This window comes from Micromonospora sp. H61 (assembly GCF_018070325.1).
Lineage (GTDB): Bacteria > Actinomycetota > Actinomycetes > Mycobacteriales > Micromonosporaceae > Micromonospora > Micromonospora salmantinae.
In genome coordinates this window covers 1-15,850 of record NZ_JAGPXY010000020.1, presented here as the reverse complement: position 1 = coordinate 15,850, position 15,850 = coordinate 1, and the positions used below count along the sequence as shown (strand labels likewise).

Here is a 15,850-nt window from a genome sequence, read left to right as displayed (position 1 = left end):
GGCCGGCTACCCTGACCTGCGGTGCCTCGACACCGCGTGACACGAGGAGTCGATGCTGACATGACGGCAGGGCGACCGATGCCGACCCAGGACGAGGTGCTCGGGTACTTCGACACGCTGTCCAACTGGGGGCGGTGGGGCGACGACGACGAACTCGGCACGCTGAACCACATCACCGACGGCGTCCGGCTCGCGGCGGCGCGGGCGGTGCGGTACGGCAGGAGCGTGTCCTGCGCGTGGGAGGTCGTCGCACCGGGAGACATGGAGCGGTCGACGACGACGTGCCCGTGCACCGCCGACATGCCGGGTGCCGAGAACATGCCGCCCGCGTTCCACGCCGACCGGCGTTGGGGCTTCTCGTCCGAGCGGCTGGGCATCTCTTTCCACGGCAACACCCTCACCCACCTCGACTCGCCGTGCCACATCTACTGGGACGGCACGATGTACAACGGGCGGTCGCACTCGTTCGTCGACGCCGCGACGGGCTCGGCGTGGGCGGCCGTCACGGCGGCCGCGAACGGGATCGTCACGCGTGGTGTCCTGGTGGACGTCGCGGCGGCCCGCGGTGTGCCGTGGCTGGAGCCGGGGGAGGGCGTGTCTCCCGACGATCTCGAGGAGGCCGAGCGTCGCCAGGGGGTGCGGGTGCGCCCCGGCGACGCGATACTCCTGCGGACCGGCTATGGCCGTTTCCGGCACGAGAACGGTGCGGCCAGCGGCTTCACGCAGGCCGGCTGGCACGCGTCCTGCCTGCCGTGGCTGCATGAACGGGGGGTGGCGTTGATCGGCGCCGACACACCACAGGACGTTCAGCCGTCGGGGTACGACGACGTGTTGATGCCGGTCCACGCCGTGAGCCTCGTCGCGATGGGCCTGTGGATGCTCGACAACTGCGACCTGGAGGCGTGCGCGACGACGGCTGCCGAGCTTGGCCAGTGGGACTTCCACCTGGCAGTCGCACCGGTCCGCTTCGCCGGCACGTCCGGCAGCCCGGTCAACCCGATCGCCACCTTCTGACCGTCGCGGCGCACTCCCAGCGCCAGCCTCGCAGTGGTAGCCACCGCACCGCGGTACGGGCCCCCGGGTCCGACGCGGTGCGGCATAATGCGATGAGTTATCGAAGTACGTAAATCTATGGCAGGGGTGTCCGCCGTGGTGCGATGCGGTCGGAGCAACCAGGCCGGGCCGGTAGCCGCAGGCCGGCACCGGGTCAGGTTCCGAGAGGGCTACCACCATGACCATGCCACGTTGGCGAGGCGTACCCGCCCGGGTCCGCGCGGTCCTCGCCGCCGCCGTGTCCGTCCTCGTCATGGTGCTGCTCAGCGCCGCCGGTCCGGCCAACGCCGCCGATCCGCCGCACCGGGTGGCCAACCCCTACGTCGGAGCCCAGCTCTACGTCAATCCCGAGTGGGTCGACCGCGCCATCGCGGAGCCCGGCGGCGACGCGGTCGCCGGCCAGCCGACAGCGGTCTGGCTGGACCGGATCGCCAGGATCGAGGGAGACGACGGAAGGATGGGCCTGCGCGAGCACCTGGACGCCGCCGTGGCACAGCACGCCGACCTCGTCCAGTTGACCCTGTACAACCTGCCGGCCCGCGACTGCGGCCGGCGGGCCCCGCAGGGTGAGCTGTCGATCGGGGACCTTGCCCGGTACCGGGCACAGTTCATTGATCCGATTGTCGAGATCCTCGCTGCGCCCGACTACGCCGACCTGCGGATCGTCGTTTTCGTCGAACCGAATTCGCTGCCCGACCTTGTCGTCAACACCGGCAACCGGTACGCGGCCACACCGGCCTGTGACGACGCGCTGGCGCGCGGCACCTACCAGCACGGGGTCGGGTACGCCCTGGCCCGGCTCGGTTCCCTGTCCAACGTCTACTCGTACCTCGACATCAGTCACCACGCCGAAGTCGGCTGGCCGGAGGACTCCGGTCCGCTGACGGCGCTGCTGTCGCAGGCCGCGACCACCGCAGGCAGCACGGTGGCCGACGTCCATGGCTTCGTGGCCAACACCGCCAACTACTCGGTCCTGCACGAGGAGTACTTCCGCGCCGACGATGTCATCAACGGCCAACCGGTGTACCAGTCGAAGTGGGTCGACTGGAACCCGTTCATCGACGAGGTGCCCTACGCGCGACACCTGCGGGGACTGTTGACGGAGGCGGGCTTCTCCCCGGACGCGGGCGTGATCGTCGATACCTCACGCAACGGCTGGGGCGGCCCGAACAGACCCACCGGCCCGGGCCCCTTTGTCGATCTGAACAGTTACGTCGACGGCAGCCGGATCGACCGGCGGGCGGTGACCGGGAACTGGTGCAATCAGAGGGGTGCCGGCCTCGGGCAGCGTCCAGTCGCCACGCCGGAACCAGGCATCGACGCCTACGTCTGGGTCAAGCCGCCCGGCGAGTCCGATGGCACCAGCGGCAGCCCGAACGCCGGCCAGCCGTACGAGCCGTTGTGCGACCCGAACTACCTGCCACCTCGCGGATCCGCGTACGACACCGGTGCGATGCCCGGCGCCCCGCCGCTCGGAGAGTGGTTCCCGGCGCACTTCCGTCAGTTGCTGGCCAATGCCTGGCCGCCCCTGTGACCGTGGTTCCACACTGACACACTGGGACGGCGACACCGACCCGGTTCGGCGCTGCTCAGCTCAGCTCAAGGACGGGCCGGGTCAGGATCTCGTCGGCGTACCCACGCATCCGCAGCCGTCGTCCTCAGGCCGGGTACACCGTGTCCTGAAGGCCGACCGGCACGGTCAGACCGTGCCGGTCGGCGATCTCCTCGGCGAGGCGGCGCGCGGCACCATCGGAGAGGTTGTTCCACTGCGCGAAAGTGAGATCGGCGTACGACACCGCGCAAGGATAGGACCGGACTCCCCGCTCCCGCAGGCGTGATATCGCTGTGGAACGTCACGACCCGAACGCGTAGCCGCCGGGTCGGACCGGGTAGCGGGAAAGGTTGAACGGCGCGGTGTCGATGCAGTACCGCTTGGCGGGTCTGGTCGGATCGCCGCCGGCCTGGAGCGTCTCGATCTGGTCGGCTCGACCCGGACCGCCCTCAATGATCTTGATAGCGAAGACGTGGTTGACCATTGGGCTGCCGCCCTCCGGGACGACAGCGGTTACCAGTGCGGTGTCGCCCACCACGCTGACGCACGTCACCTCGGCCTGTCCCTCGCTCGCCACACTCCCGTCGGGCCTCGCGTGTCGGAAGTGGAACACGCCGTGGCCTGTCCCGTGGCGGTCGACCCAGCCCAGGACGCCGAACCGGATCTGATGATCGACCAACCCGGGCTCGTTGTAGACGAACCCGCCGAGGCCGGCGATCCACGCACCCGGCGTGGCGGGCACCTCGGGTGGGTCCTGGTCGTCGGCCTGCGCCGACACCGGGGCACCGACTACTGTCACGACCCCGGCGAGCAGGGCGACAAGCAACCTGCGGATTTTCATGGTTTCTCCATTCTTCGAACCCTGGCTGCGCGTCGGCCGTGGTTGACGGCCACGGCGATGACGAGCGGCCCCCACGCGAGCAGGGGGGCGTAGTAGCGGAGCACCTCCCATCCGGGGGTCGGGTGCACCGGTTCGTCCTCTCCGATGCCCACCCAGCCGCTCTGCACGAGATGGAACCTGTGGTTCAGGAGGAGGTACACGCAGATGGCGACGAGCAACCAGCCGCCGGTCAATGCGATGCGCACGACCGGACGCGCCGGGATGCAACGGCCTCCGATGCGGGGCACCCAGTGCGGAACTCGCTGTCCCCACCGGTGCACCAGCCCGAGTGTCAACAGGGCCAGTCCCATCGACAACGCGGACAGGAAGACCATGTACCGGTGCGTGGTGCCATCGTCGGCGAACACCAACGACAGTCGCCAGAGCGCGGACGGCAGGACGCAGAGCGGGACGGCGTAGGCGGCCCAGATCGCCCAGGCCGGCGGGGCGGCGGTTTCGACGCGGGCGGAGTCGGTGGGGCTCATGGGTGCTCCGATCCTGGGAGGTCGGTCATGGCGGCGTCGGCCCACCCGTCCCACACGTCGGACCAGCGGGTGTCACCTGTGAGCAGTTCGCCGACGAGCACCGCGATGCTCAGCACGCCGTAGGTGACCAGCGTGAGTGCCACCACGCCGGCCGGGATCACCGCCAGCCGTCGGGGGACCTGTCGACCGTGCAGTCCCGGCACCCAGCGCGGAAACTGCTGCCCCCACCGCCGCACCAGCCCGAGCACGAGCAGGCCGGCGAGCGGCGGGACGAGCGTGATCGCGACACCGGTCGGCGTGGAGAGGTTCTGCTCGATGTCGTTCAGTTCCCGCTCGGAAATGCCGACCGGGACGCCGAGCACCCACAGCGCGTGGGGCACGGCCCAGCCGACCACCGGCAGCGCGACGGCGACGTACGCCCAGCGGCGTGTCCACCGCGGCACCGGCCGGTAGCCGACGGCGACCGGTCCACGCCGGGGCCCGGAGGTGTTCGCGAGCCCGGCGAACAGGACGCCACCGGCCACCAGCGCCAGCCGGGCTCCGAGGTCACGCCAGTCCGAGGGCCGCCCCGCCAGCGCCGCCGGGATCTCGAAAAGCAGGTGCAGGGGGAACGCGACCACCAGGAGCAGCGCGGCCGCAGCCCAGCTGCCGGTGGTCGTCCAGCTGCCGGGCATCCGGACCGTGCACGCGAGCACCACCGCGAGGGCGACGCCGACTCCCACCGCTCCCCACCCTGACCAGAACGGCAACGCCACGACCTGGTCCGCACCGCACCCGCCCGCCGGATCTACCAGATCGGTGCGATCGCAGGCGGTGTACCCCCACCGGCCACCTGCGATCCAGTAGAGCCGCTGAGCCATCGCAGTGACGACGAACACGGCACACGCCAGCGCCCACTGTCTGGTGCGGGTCGGTACTTCAACGACAGCCATGGACCAACGATCGCCGGCTGCGAATCAATTCTCCTCCCCGACGAAAGGGGAGGCGCTCCCTCCGCTGGGGGACGGGCCGGAAGCTGAGCCCGGGTGTGCGCTCTATCGCTCAGCCCGGGCTCGGGTGCGGGCGGTGCCCGGCCGCCCGCCCGCACCCGATCGGTTCGGCCTAGTGGGACGGCGCCGGGGTCGCCCGGTTCAGCGCGGGCGGGCGGACCGGCGACGCCTCCTCCAGGTAGGGCCAGAGCGCGTCACCGCCGTTGTACAGGCTGCGGTCCTGCCTGCGCGCGTCGAACAGCGCCGTGAAGCCGGGGTGGCGTTCTTGGCGAAGAAGTCGTTCGCCAGGGTCGCGATCCGGTACGTCGACGTGAGGAGGACTTCCTCGGTGGCAAACCGGTAGCTGGCGTGCCGCGCGGCTGACACTGTGTCCCGGCCGCGATGATCGCGGCACGATCGTCGTCGCGCCGGTCAGCTGCGTCGGTCGGCCCACAACGGGCTGTCCACGTAGTGGTTGTCGTAGCGGTCCTGGGTTTCGCCGACGTCCTGCCAGGTGGCTTCGCCCTGGTGCACCTTGTCGAGCAGCCGGTAGTAGTCGAACCGGGGCTTGCCGGGGGTGATCACGACGAGGAAGTCGGCGTCCTGGCCGTCGGCGGGGGCGAAGGCGTGTGGGGTGTTCGGCGGGACGAAGAGCGCGTCTCCCTTGTGCAGGGTGTGCAATTCGTCGTCGACGAGCATCTCGAGGGCGCCGTCGAGAATGAAGAACAGCTCACCGGAGTGGGTGTGCAGGTGCGGCGGCGCACCGTCGGTGCCGTGCCTGAGCAGGGTGCGGTTGCTGGTCAGGGTGCCGCCGGTGTGCTCGGGGTCGAGGAGCAGCGTGATCACGCTGGCCGGATCGCTGTCGAGAACCTCGGCCTGGGCTGCGCGTACCAAAGTCATTGTCGGCTCCTTCGTCGTCCGTCGATTCCTGGACACTAGATGTCCAGAATCGGTCGACACCAGCGATCATGTCCTGCGTCACAAATCCTGGACATGTAAAGTCCAGGATCATGAGGATGAGTCAGGGTGTCGAATGGGCCCTCCACACGTGCCTGAACCTGAGCTGGCTGGACGCCCCGGTGCCGACCAGCACCCTCGCCGCCTACTACGAGCTGCCGCCGGCGTACCTGAACAAGCAGCTCCAGGCCCTGGCCCGGGCCGGGATCCTCACGTCGACCTCGGGGCCACGCGGCGGCTTCCAGCTGGCCCGGACCCCGGCGGCGATCTCTCTGCTGGACATCGTGGCCGCGATCGAGGGCCCGGAGGAGCTGTTCCAGTGCGACCAGATCCTCCGCAAGGGCCCGGGCGAACACGCGGGCGTCGACTATCGACAGTCCTGCGCGTTCGCCCAGGCGATGCGGGGCGCCGACCTGGCCTGGCGGCGGGAGTTGGCCGGCAAGACCGTCGCTGACGTCCGGGCCGATGTCGAGCGCGGGCACCCCGAAGCGCCGGCCAACACCCGCGCCAGGATCTCGGAACTGCGCTAGGTAGCGTGTTCCGGCCCGCGGTCAGCGGCCGTGCACCTCCAGCTCCCACAGCGAGTAGCCGTACGCGGGCAGGGCCCGCTGGGTGCCCTGCACGCGCAGATAGCGGCCGGTGGCCGAGATGGCGATGTCGTCCACACCGCCGTCGCCGGTGGCCGTGGTGTGCACCGACGACCAGGTGACGTTGTCCGGGGAGACCTGGATCTGGTACGCCCGCGCGTACGCCGCCTCCCAGGTCAGCCGAACCCGGTCGAGCGTGCGGGGCGCGCCGAGGTCCACCGAGATCCACTGCGGGTCGGCGTACGCGCTGCCCCAGCGGGTGGTCGTGTTGCCGTCCACGGCGTTGGCCGCCGCGTGCGCGCTGCCCGGCTCGACACTGGAAGCGGTGACCGGCTTGCCCCGGGAGAGCAGTGTGCCACCGGCGGCGGTGCCGTAGACGTTGAGGTCCCACAGCGAGTAGCCCCACTGGGTGGCGCGTTGGGTGCCGTACACCCGCAGGTAACGGCCGGTGCCGTTGACAGTGAGGTCGTCGACGCCGCCGTCTCCGGCGGTCGTGGTGTGCACGGGCGACCAGGTGACGTTGTCCGGCGACACCTGCACCTGGTATGCCCGCGCGTGGGCCGTCTCCCAGGCCAGCCGAACCCGGTTGATCGCGTACGGGGCTCCCAGGTCGACGGTGATCCACTGCGGGTCGGCGTACGCGCTGCCCCAGCGGGTGGTCGTGTTGCCGTCCACCGCGTTGGCTGCCGCGTGCGCGCTGCCCGGCTCCACGCTGGACGCCGCCACCGGCCGGCCCTGGGCCAGGTCGGTGGCGGGCGGCTCACTCGGACCGTCGGTCTTGATCCGTACGTTGCGGTAGTTGATGTCCATCCCGGCGCCGTCGTTCTGCAACCCGATGTAGCCGTTGGCGATGGCCCGGCTGCTGACGTAATCGTTGATCTTGACGCCGTTGAGCCAGATCTCGACCCGCTGGCCGTGCACGCCGATCTCGTAGGTGTTCCAGGAGCCGGGCGGGTTGAGCGCCGCCGCGCGGGTGGCCTGGTCGGGTGCCTGGAAGCTGTAGACGCTGCCGGTGGTGCGCGTCGGGTCGCCGTCGGTGGCGTCGATCTGGATCTCGTGACCGGCGGCGACCGGGCCCCACGGGTCGCCCTGCGGATCGGGGAACCCGATGAAGACCCCACCGTTGTCGTCGCCCGGCATCATCCAGTCGACCTTGAGTGAGTAGTTGGCGAAGGTGCGCACCGGGTACCAGAGCAACCCCATGCCACCGTTCGACGTGAGGGTGCCGTCGGCCACAGTGAAGCCGCCCGGCCCCGCCTGCCGCCACTGCCCGAGGCTGGCCTGGCTGCCGTCGAACAGCGGGGTGTAGCCGGGCTCCGGCCGGCAGTCGGCCGCCACCGCCCCGGCCGCCACCTGGATGCCGCCCAGCAGCATCCGGGTGAAGTTGGGGTCGGCGTAGCTCTGCTCGGTGTGGCCGAGGCCGGTGTACCAGGAGCGTCCGCCGCCATAGCTGTGGCACCAGGTGATCGGGTGGTCACCACCCATCGACCCACCGGTGTACGACGACTCGTCGAGGCTGGCCAGCACCTTGACCGCCGAGCGGGGGTTGGTCCGGTAGTTGTACCACTCGTCGGTGCGGGTCCAGGTCGACGGCAGGTGCGCGGTCGAGGCGTTGGAGCGGTCCTCGATCCGCACGGTCGCCTGCTGGGTGGCCGGGTGCGAGGCGAAGTACCCGCCGACCAGCCCGCCGTACCACTGCCAGTCGTACTCGGTGTCGGCGGCGGCGTGCACACCGACGAAACCGCCGCCGGCGGCGACGTACGCCTCGAACGCACCCTGCTGACCGGCGTTGAGCACGTCGCCGGTGGTGCTGAGGAAGACCACCGCCTGGTACTGGGCGAGATTGGCAGTGGTGAAGGTCGCCGCGTCCTCGGTGGCGGTGACGGTGAAGCCGTTGGCCGCGCCGAGCTGCTGGATGGCGGCGATGCCGTTGGGGATGGAGGAGTGGCGGAAGCCGGCGGTCTTGGAGAACACCAGGACCTTGGCCAACGGTGCGGCCTCGGCCGGGCTCGAGGCCACCGTCACCGCCCCGGCGGCGAGCGTGAGTCCGGCGACGACGGCGGCGGCGAGCGTGCTGATGGCGCGTCTGCGCATGCAGGGCTCCTTGTGAGGAAGTGCCCGATGTGCCCGCGTCCGCCGAAACGAGGGCGATGTCGAGACGACGCGGAGCGGTGCCACCAGGCCGGCTTGGCGCCAACCGGATGAACATCGATCCACATCGTTGATATGCAGTTAACATCGGCCCGCCGGTAAGGGTCAATCCCTCGGGATTGTCCGGATCGCCTCAGGAACGGTGCGCCGCCACGTTGATGACGTTGCCGTCCGGGTCGCGGACGAAGAACCGTCGCACGCCCCACGGCTCGGTGGTGAGCGGGTGCACGATCTCATGGCCGAGCCGCTGCGCCTCGGCATAGGCGCCGTCCACGTCGTCCACCTGCACGCTGATGACCGAGTCCTCGGGTGCGGTCGCGTCGCCGGAGACGAGCTGCACGGCCACGTCGGGGTCGGGCGAGGTGTAACGGGCTACCCAACCCAGGTTGAACGCCTCCGTGCTCAAACCGAGAAAGTCGGTGTAGAAGCCCTTGGCGGCGCTGACGTCAGCCACCGGAAGGTTGGGCAGAATGCGGATGACGCGCATGTGGGCCTCCAGCTCACTCGATTGGGACCTGTGATTATCCGCCTGACACCGCACCTGCCGTGGTGAGTCGTGGCGGCGTGATCACCACCGACGACCTGAGCGGTGCCGAGAACTGATCCGACGGGGCCGTCTCCCGGCCCCAGCATCCCCACGTCGAACGAGCGGCCCACGGATCGACACGGGCCCCGGAACATCTTTCCCTTGTCGCGGCGTGGTCAGGGTCGCTCGTCCTCCGGCGGCGCAGTCAGTTCGGCGTGCCGCACTGTGAAGCTGCCGCGAGTCACCGTGGCGAACGCCGCCGGTGCGAGGCACGTACCGATTCGGGCTGGGCCCCACTGGCCTTCCTCGTCCTGGTCCATGCTGGCTGACCAGGTGAAGCCGACCCGGTCGCCGCCGCGCCCGCCGTCCTGCACGCTGAATCCGACCCGCTTACCGACGAGATCATTGGCCATCTGGTCGGCGCGGGTGACGATGCCGGTCAGGGTCGCGTGACCCGGGCTGGTGATCATGCAGTCCACCGACGCTTCCCACCGTACGGTGATGTCGGCTGCGGCCAGCCAGTGTGAGACTCGCACCGTCCCCGCCGCGTCCGCCGGGGTGCCGTTCTCCCCTCTCGGAATCGGGAGCGGGCGGCTGTACGGCGCCGACCGGGCGTCGAAGGTGAACGCTTGCACGTCGCCGTCCTGCCCGTACGGCAGGACGAACTCCGCCGATCCGGTCACCCGCGCCGGTCGATGGTCCGCCGCCCCGGCCGGCGTCGCCGCCGCGACTGCCATCGCCGCTGCGGCCATGCCCCATCCGAGTGTTCTGCGCATCGTCGTCCTCCCAATCTGGCCGCGGCACCGCGGCCCTGCGATGCCTTTACGGTCGACCAACTGGGAGCAGGAGTGATCCCCTTCACGGGGGGAACCACTCCCTCGCGCCTGGGACACCGGACCTCGCTTGCGGGAGAGCGCGCAGGCGCGGGGCCGTCCGGGCGAAACCCGGAATTCCGAAGCTTGATTCAATAGGCGATCGTCAATAGATTGAGGGTGGGCGCCGCCGGGGTCCGGGGGACCGGGCCGTCGGCGGCTGACAGGTCCACCCCGAGCCGGGCATTTCGGTCGTACGCGCGACCGGTCGCTGTGGCGCACCGCCGCGCCGCATCCAGGGCACGTTGTCGCGCCGCGTCCGTCCAGGACGCGCCGCCGTGCCGTCTCCGCTCAGCTCGATGGCAGAAGGACCGTTCATGACGATTTTCCGTGCCCGCCCCGCCGCGACCCTGGTGGTCGCCGCCGCGCTGGCCGCCGCCGCGACCACCACCGGAGCGGCCGTGCTCAGCGGCCCGGCCGCAGCCGCCCAGGGTTGCCGGGTCGACTACACGCCCAACCAGTGGCCCGGCGGATTCACCGCCACCGTCAAGGTCTCCCCGGGGGACGCGGCCGTCTCCAGTTGGACCGTCGCCTGGACGTACGCCGGGGACGAGCGGGTCACCAGTGGCTGGAATGCCACGGTCAGCCAGTCCGGATCGACGGTGACCGCCCGCAACGCGTCGTACAACGGCAGCATCCCGGCGGGCGGCTCCACCGAGTTCGGGTTGCAGGGCACGTACGGCTCCAGTGGTGGTGCGCCGACCGGGTTCAGCCTGAACGGCGTAGCGTGCAACGGCGCCACGCCGCCGCCGACCACCCCGCCGCCGACGACGCCGCCACCCACCACGCCTCCGCCGACGACGCCGCCGCCGACCACCCCGCCGCCCACCACCGAGCCGCCGACTGCGTGTGCTGGCGCGGCGCTCTGCGACGGCTTCGAGGGCCAGACCGGTTCGACGCCCTCCGGTGACTGGGCCGTGGTGAGCCCGGACTGTTCCGGCGCCGGTGCCGCCACCATCGACACGGCGATCACGCACAGCGGCAGTCGGTCGGTCCGGATCAACGGCGCCGCCGGGTACTGCAACCACGTCTTCGTCAGATCCACGAAGAACCTCGGCAGCGTGGGCAACCTCCGGTACGGCCGGATCTGGGTCCGGCACACCACCGCCCAACCCACCGAACACACCACGATGATCGCCATGGCCGACGCCGCCGACGGCAACAAGGACCTGCGGTTGGGTGGCCAGAACGGCGCGTTGCAGTGGAACCGCGCCTCCGACGACGCGACCCTGCCCGAGCAGAGCCCGGCCGGGGTGGCGCAGAGCCTGCCATTGCCCACCAACCGGTGGACCTGCGTCGAGTTCATGGTGGACGGTGTGGCCGGTCAGCTGCGTACCTGGGTGGACGGCACCGCCATCCCCGGGCTGACCGCTGACGGCGCACCCACGCACGACATCGACGGCCAGTGGTACAACCGCACCTGGCGGCCGCAGCTCACCGACCTGAAGCTGGGCTGGGAGAGCTACGGCGGCGGAGCCGACACCCTCTGGTACGACGACGTCGCACTGGGGTCCAGCCGGATCGGCTGCTGACCCGTCGGGGTCGTGGGCGGGGGCCGTCAGCGGTGCCCCCCAGATCCGTGAATGTGCCAAGGGTGTGACCCGGAAGCCGGGTCACACCCTTGGTCGTCATTGTTCTCATTCACGACACGGCGGGCACCCAGTTGCTCACCTCACCCGGGAGGATGTCTGGACACTGTTTGGTCCGCGCGGTGGCAAGGGGCGGGAGCGCATTGCCCACGTCCGCCCTCGACAGCCGTGCGGTCGGGGACCGAGGAGAGGCGACAATGGACCGCACGTTGGCCGACATCCTGGACGCGGCGGCGCAGGGCCGTTTCCCGCCGTCGGACGGCGGGACCACAGTGGTGCCGCAGCCGAGCCGCCGCGACGCCGGAGTCATCGCGTTCACCGGACACTCGGTGGTGTTCACCGACGAAGATCCCCAGTGGGTACGTCGTACGCTGGCCACCGTCGACTGCGACCCCCTGGCTGCCACGATGAATCCGCGGTTCCTGGGTGCGCTGCTCGACCGCACCCGGCGCTCGATGGACACGATCGACCTGCTGACCGTCGCGAGTTGCCTTGACGGGCCGCCTCCGTTGCAACTGACTGAGCTGGCGGACGCGGATCATCCTCGCGAGGTCAGGTCGCGTCGGCGTCGTGACGACATCCGTGTCTGGGCCGCCGAGGGTGGGGTGGTCGTGCTCGGCCGCGGGGTGGCCGGCCGTTGGGAGGCGGCGATCGAGGTCGACGACGAGCGGCGCCACCGCGGCCTGGGGCGGGCGCTGGCGACCGCCGCCCGACATCTGGTGCCCCACGGTCAGCCGGTCTGGGCCCAGCAGGCCGCCGGCAACGCGCGAAGTGTGCGCGCCTTCCAAGCGGCGGGCTTTCGACCGGTGGGTGCCGAAGCGCTTCTTCTCCCGACGTAGGCGCCGCACCGGACGATCCGCACGTACCACTGTGGGCCAAACCGTGATCGGAAGGAGGGTTTCCGAGATCACCCCTGGGGGCATCCCGGCGGATGAAGTCAGCCGCTCGTTTCCCCTGATCGAGGAGAGCACCATGTCGGTCCAGGCATTTCTCTACGTTGTCGCCGTCATCCTGATCGTGCTCGCTGCTCTGCCGCTGCCCACGAGGGGTGTCTCGCTCGCGCTTCTGGGCGCCGCCTGCGCCCTGCTCGCCTACGCCTGGCCGGTGATCACCGACTGATCTTCCGTCAGTCGTCGTCGATGCGGCCGGTGGCCGGCAGCCAGAGCGTGATCGGGCTGCCCGGCCACCGGCCGCGAGTTTGTTCGCTTGCTGAGTCTCTTTCATACGCGTAGGAAGAACACCACCCGTCGATCCGCCGTCCAGCGTCGAAGGAGATGCGTGTGACCACCTCCAGAGGGCTCCGTCTCGCCGTGTCCGTGCTGGTGGCAGCAGGCACCGTCCTGCTCGGCACGGCGGCCCCTGCCGCACCGCCAACGACTCCCGCCCCGGCCGGGCATCCGTCCTGCGACCCGATCGACCCGACCGCCTGCCTGCTGCCGTTTCCGAACGACTACTTCACAGTGCCGGACCGGAGCAGCGCCACCGGCAAGCGGGTGCGGTTCGCCGCCGCCGCGATGCCCGCCAACGTGCAGGGCACCCCGATCGACCCGACGGAGTGGAACCGGCAGGACGGGTTCAGTCCGGGCTCACCGATCCTGGTGCGCGTACCCGGTCTCGACGCCGCGGCGAGCGGGATCGCGCCGGTCACCGACATCGGCCGCTCGCTGGCGCCGAACGCGCCGATCGTGCTGCTCAACACCCGCACCGGTGAGCGCACGCCGTACTGGGCCGAGCTGGACGCGCACGCCGCCGGCCAGCCCGACCGGCAGCTGCTGATCATCCGGCCTGCGGTGGCGCTGACCGAGGGCACCCGCTACGTCGTCGGGTTGCGCGGTCTGCGGGACGGCAACGGGGCGTTGATTCCGGCGCCGAAGGCGTTCACGGCGTACGTGACGAGTGCCGGCCTCAGGCAGCGGGACGCTCGGGGAACGCAACTGAGGCGGATCGTCGCCGAGCTGAGCCGGACCGGCGTCAAGCGGCACAGCCTCTACCTGGCCTGGGACTTCACGGTGGCCAGCCGGCACGGGTTGACCGGGCGGATGCTGGCGGTCCGGGACGACGCGTTCGCCGACCTCGGCCGAGCCGCGCCGTCGGTCACCGTCAACATGGTCACCGACTATTCGCCGGAGCAGGATCCGCTGATCGCCCGGCAGGTGACCGGCACCATCGGCGTACCGTCCTATCTGACCGGCGACGGCGGGCCGGGCTCCCGCCTGCACTACGGGCCGGCCGGCGGCGCCGGGACGCCACCCACACCGAACGCAGTGCCCACGCCGTCCGGCGCGACGGTGGCGGCGGACTTCGTCTGCAACATTCCGCGCAGCGCCTCGGCCGCGCGGCCGGCTCATCTCTCGCTCTACGGCCACGGACTGCTCGGCCGACCGACCGAGATCAACGCCGGCAACGTCAGGACGATGTCGAACACCCACAACTTCACCTTCTGCGCGACCAGTTGGATCGGCATGGCCGCCGCCGACGTTCCCTTCGTGGCCAACGCTTTCACCGACCTCAGCGTCTTTCCCGCGGTGGCGGACCGGTTGCAGCAGAGTCTCCTGAACTTCCTCTTCCTGGGTCGCGCGATGATCCACCCGGCTGGGTTCGCCGCGCATCCGGCGTTTCGGGACGACACCGCCCGGCCGCTGATCAATCGCGTCGGTGGGCTGCACTACGACGGCAACAGCCAGGGCGGCATCAACGGAGGTGCCCTCACCGCCATCGCCCAGGACTGGACCCGGTCGGTGCTCGGCGTACCGGCGATGAACTACTCCACGCTGCTGCAACGCAGCGTGGACTTCGCGCCGTTCCAGACGGTGCTCGACGGCTACTACCCGGACACTGCCGACCAACAGCTGGTCCTCGCGCTGCTGCAGATGTTGTGGGACCGGTCCGAGGCCAACGGGTACGCCCAGCACATGACCGACCGGCCACTCCCGCGCACCCCGGCGCACCAGGTGCTGATGCACGTGGCCTTCGGCGACCAGCAGGTCTCGCCCGCCGCGGCGGAGGTGCAGGCGCGCACCATCGGCGCGCGCCTGCACACTCCCGCTCTCGCCGACGGCTGGGCGCTGGACGTGCGGCCGTACTGGGGCATCACGCCGATCCGCCGCTACCCGTACACCGGCTCGGCGATCGTGATCTGGAACAGCGGCGCGGCGTACGCGCCGCCCCCGACCAACCTCGCCCCGGCCGGACCGGAGCACGGCGACGATCCGCACGAGTTCCCCCGCGCCCAGGCCGGAGCCCAGAAACAGAAGGCGGTCTTCCTGCTCACCGGCAAGGTCGTCGACGTCTGCGGACGGACACCCTGCCCGTGACGCAAGACTCGGGACGAAGCGGGGCGCTGGCCGTGCCAGCGCCCCGCCGGGGAAACGCCGAGCCGGGTCAGCAGCGCACCTCGTGAGCAGGGACCGCCGGCTACGCTGGCGGCTCGACCGCCTCGACGAGCACCTCGAGCACATGCCGGTACGGCTGGCCGGTGGCCCGGCTCATGCCCATCTCGCAGGTGCGGTTGCAGGAGGCGTACGCGTCGTGGTCGCGCTCGTTGATCTCGGCGGCCTGCGCCGCGGTGGCGCTGGCGGTGACCTCGGGGTGCAGCAGCCCCCGGTCACCGGCGAAGGCGCAGCACCCCCAACTGTCCGGCACGGTGACGGTGTCGGCGACCGCCCCGGCCACCGCGCGCAGGTCGTCGATGCCGCCCAGGTGCACTGTGGAGCAGGTGGGGTGCAGGGCCAGCGAGCCCAGTCGCCGGGGCTGCGGCAGCGCCGGCAGGAGGTGCTCGGCGGTGAAGGTCACGCTGTCGACGAAGCGCAGCGCGCCGTACCGCGCCTGGTGCTCCTCGGCCAGCGCGGCGGTCAGCTGTGTCAGCCCGTGCGTGCACGATGACGCGTCGCACACGACGGGCAGCCGGCCCTCGTCGCTGGCCGCCCAGAGCGCGGCCAGCGTCCGCTCGGCCATCTCACGGTGACCGGCGGGGTAACCCTTGGACTGCCACGGGGTTCCGCAGCACAGACCCGCCGTGCCGGTCGGTACGACGAGCGGCACCCCGGCCAGTTCGCAGAGGCGCAGGAACGCCGCCGCCGAACCGCCGGACGAGCCGTCCTCGGGTGCGAAGAGGCTGCCGACGCAGGCCGCGAAGAACACCGCCTGGGCGTCCGGCGTGCTGCGCGGGGTGGGGCGGGGCGCGCCGGCGCGCGGCATGTCCTCGCTCCACATTGGCACGAGTTCGGTGGC

At 70.7% G+C, this 15,850-nt stretch carries 16 protein-coding genes; 7 read left to right on the top strand and 9 right to left on the bottom strand.

Annotated features, from left to right (window positions below; all coding sequences use genetic code 11):
• The first annotated feature begins 60 nt into the window (after positions 1-60).
• Positions 61-1,014 carry a cyclase family protein gene (locus KBX08_RS12845; protein WP_238689921.1) on the top strand — a complete coding sequence of 318 codons (954 nt, stop codon included), beginning with the start codon at positions 61-63 and terminating at the stop codon, positions 1,012-1,014.
• A 223-nt stretch (positions 1,015-1,237) separates the two neighbouring features.
• On the top strand, positions 1,238-2,587 hold the full coding sequence (locus KBX08_RS12840) for a glycoside hydrolase family 6 protein (RefSeq protein WP_210783589.1): 1,350 nt from the start codon (positions 1,238-1,240) through the stop codon (positions 2,585-2,587).
• A gap of 124 nt (positions 2,588-2,711) precedes the next feature.
• Here KBX08_RS12840 and KBX08_RS12835 read toward each other — a convergent pair whose 3' ends face one another.
• The 5 genes from KBX08_RS12835 to KBX08_RS12815 form a co-directional block, all read right to left on the bottom strand.
• Entirely contained in the window at positions 2,712-2,849 is a 138-nt protein-coding gene (locus KBX08_RS12835) for a hypothetical protein (RefSeq protein WP_210783756.1), read from the bottom strand.
• 57 nt (positions 2,850-2,906) lie between these two features.
• Positions 2,907-3,446, bottom strand: a complete 540-nt coding sequence (locus KBX08_RS12830; protein ID WP_210783587.1) for a hypothetical protein — start codon at positions 3,444-3,446, stop codon at positions 2,907-2,909.
• On the bottom strand, positions 3,443-3,970 hold the full coding sequence (locus tag KBX08_RS12825) for a hypothetical protein (RefSeq protein ID WP_210783585.1): 528 nt from the start codon (positions 3,968-3,970) through the stop codon (positions 3,443-3,445). The genes KBX08_RS12830 and KBX08_RS12825 overlap by 4 nt, the downstream gene beginning before the upstream one ends.
• The gene (locus tag KBX08_RS12820) at positions 3,967-4,902 is read right to left on the bottom strand and encodes a hypothetical protein (RefSeq protein WP_210783583.1); all 936 of its coding nucleotides are present in this window, start codon (positions 4,900-4,902) and stop codon (positions 3,967-3,969) included. Before KBX08_RS12820 ends, KBX08_RS12825 begins: the two co-directional genes overlap by 4 nt.
• Positions 4,903-5,370: 468 nt before the next feature.
• Positions 5,371-5,838, bottom strand: a complete 468-nt coding sequence (locus KBX08_RS12815; protein WP_210783580.1) for a cupin domain-containing protein — start codon at positions 5,836-5,838, stop codon at positions 5,371-5,373.
• 110 nt (positions 5,839-5,948) lie between these two features.
• Here KBX08_RS12815 and KBX08_RS12810 point away from each other — a divergent pair, with 110 nt between their 5' ends.
• Positions 5,949-6,425, top strand: a complete 477-nt coding sequence (locus KBX08_RS12810) for an Rrf2 family transcriptional regulator (RefSeq protein WP_238689923.1) — start codon at positions 5,949-5,951, stop codon at positions 6,423-6,425.
• Between the two features lie 21 nt (positions 6,426-6,446).
• On the opposite strand, the gene KBX08_RS12805 is transcribed toward KBX08_RS12810, so the two are convergent.
• The 3 genes from KBX08_RS12805 to KBX08_RS12795 all read right to left on the bottom strand — a co-directional run bounded on the left by KBX08_RS12805 (position 6,447) and on the right by KBX08_RS12795 (position 9,935).
• Complete coding sequence (locus tag KBX08_RS12805) at positions 6,447-8,576, bottom strand: ThuA domain-containing protein (protein WP_210783578.1); 2,130 nt, start codon at positions 8,574-8,576, stop codon at positions 6,447-6,449.
• 190 nt (positions 8,577-8,766) lie between these two features.
• Positions 8,767-9,120 (bottom strand): VOC family protein, encoded by a 354-nt coding sequence (locus tag KBX08_RS12800; protein WP_210783576.1) that lies wholly within the window; start codon positions 9,118-9,120, stop codon positions 8,767-8,769.
• A 215-nt stretch (positions 9,121-9,335) separates the two neighbouring features.
• Entirely contained in the window at positions 9,336-9,935 is a 600-nt protein-coding gene (locus KBX08_RS12795) for a hypothetical protein (protein ID WP_210783574.1), read from the bottom strand.
• Between the two features lie 413 nt (positions 9,936-10,348).
• Between KBX08_RS12795 and KBX08_RS12790 the strand changes: the two genes are divergently transcribed.
• The 4 genes from KBX08_RS12790 to KBX08_RS12775 all read left to right on the top strand — a co-directional run bounded on the left by KBX08_RS12790 (position 10,349) and on the right by KBX08_RS12775 (position 14,934).
• On the top strand, positions 10,349-11,563 hold the full coding sequence (locus KBX08_RS12790) for a cellulose-binding domain-containing protein (protein WP_210783572.1): 1,215 nt from the start codon (positions 10,349-10,351) through the stop codon (positions 11,561-11,563).
• A gap of 254 nt (positions 11,564-11,817) precedes the next feature.
• Positions 11,818-12,459, top strand: a complete 642-nt coding sequence (locus KBX08_RS12785; protein WP_210783570.1) for a GNAT family N-acetyltransferase — start codon at positions 11,818-11,820, stop codon at positions 12,457-12,459.
• A 133-nt stretch (positions 12,460-12,592) separates the two neighbouring features.
• A complete protein-coding gene (locus KBX08_RS12780; RefSeq protein WP_167337290.1) occupies positions 12,593-12,739 on the top strand; it encodes a hypothetical protein in 147 nt (48 codons plus the stop codon).
• A 161-nt stretch (positions 12,740-12,900) separates the two neighbouring features.
• Positions 12,901-14,934: a hypothetical protein gene (locus tag KBX08_RS12775; protein ID WP_210783568.1), complete on the top strand. Its 2,034-nt coding sequence runs from the start codon at positions 12,901-12,903 to the stop codon at positions 14,932-14,934.
• A 100-nt stretch (positions 14,935-15,034) separates the two neighbouring features.
• Here KBX08_RS12775 and KBX08_RS12770 read toward each other — a convergent pair.
• Positions 15,035-15,850: (Fe-S)-binding protein (locus tag KBX08_RS12770; protein ID WP_210783566.1), on the bottom strand; the 816-nt coding region annotated here is incomplete at its 5' end.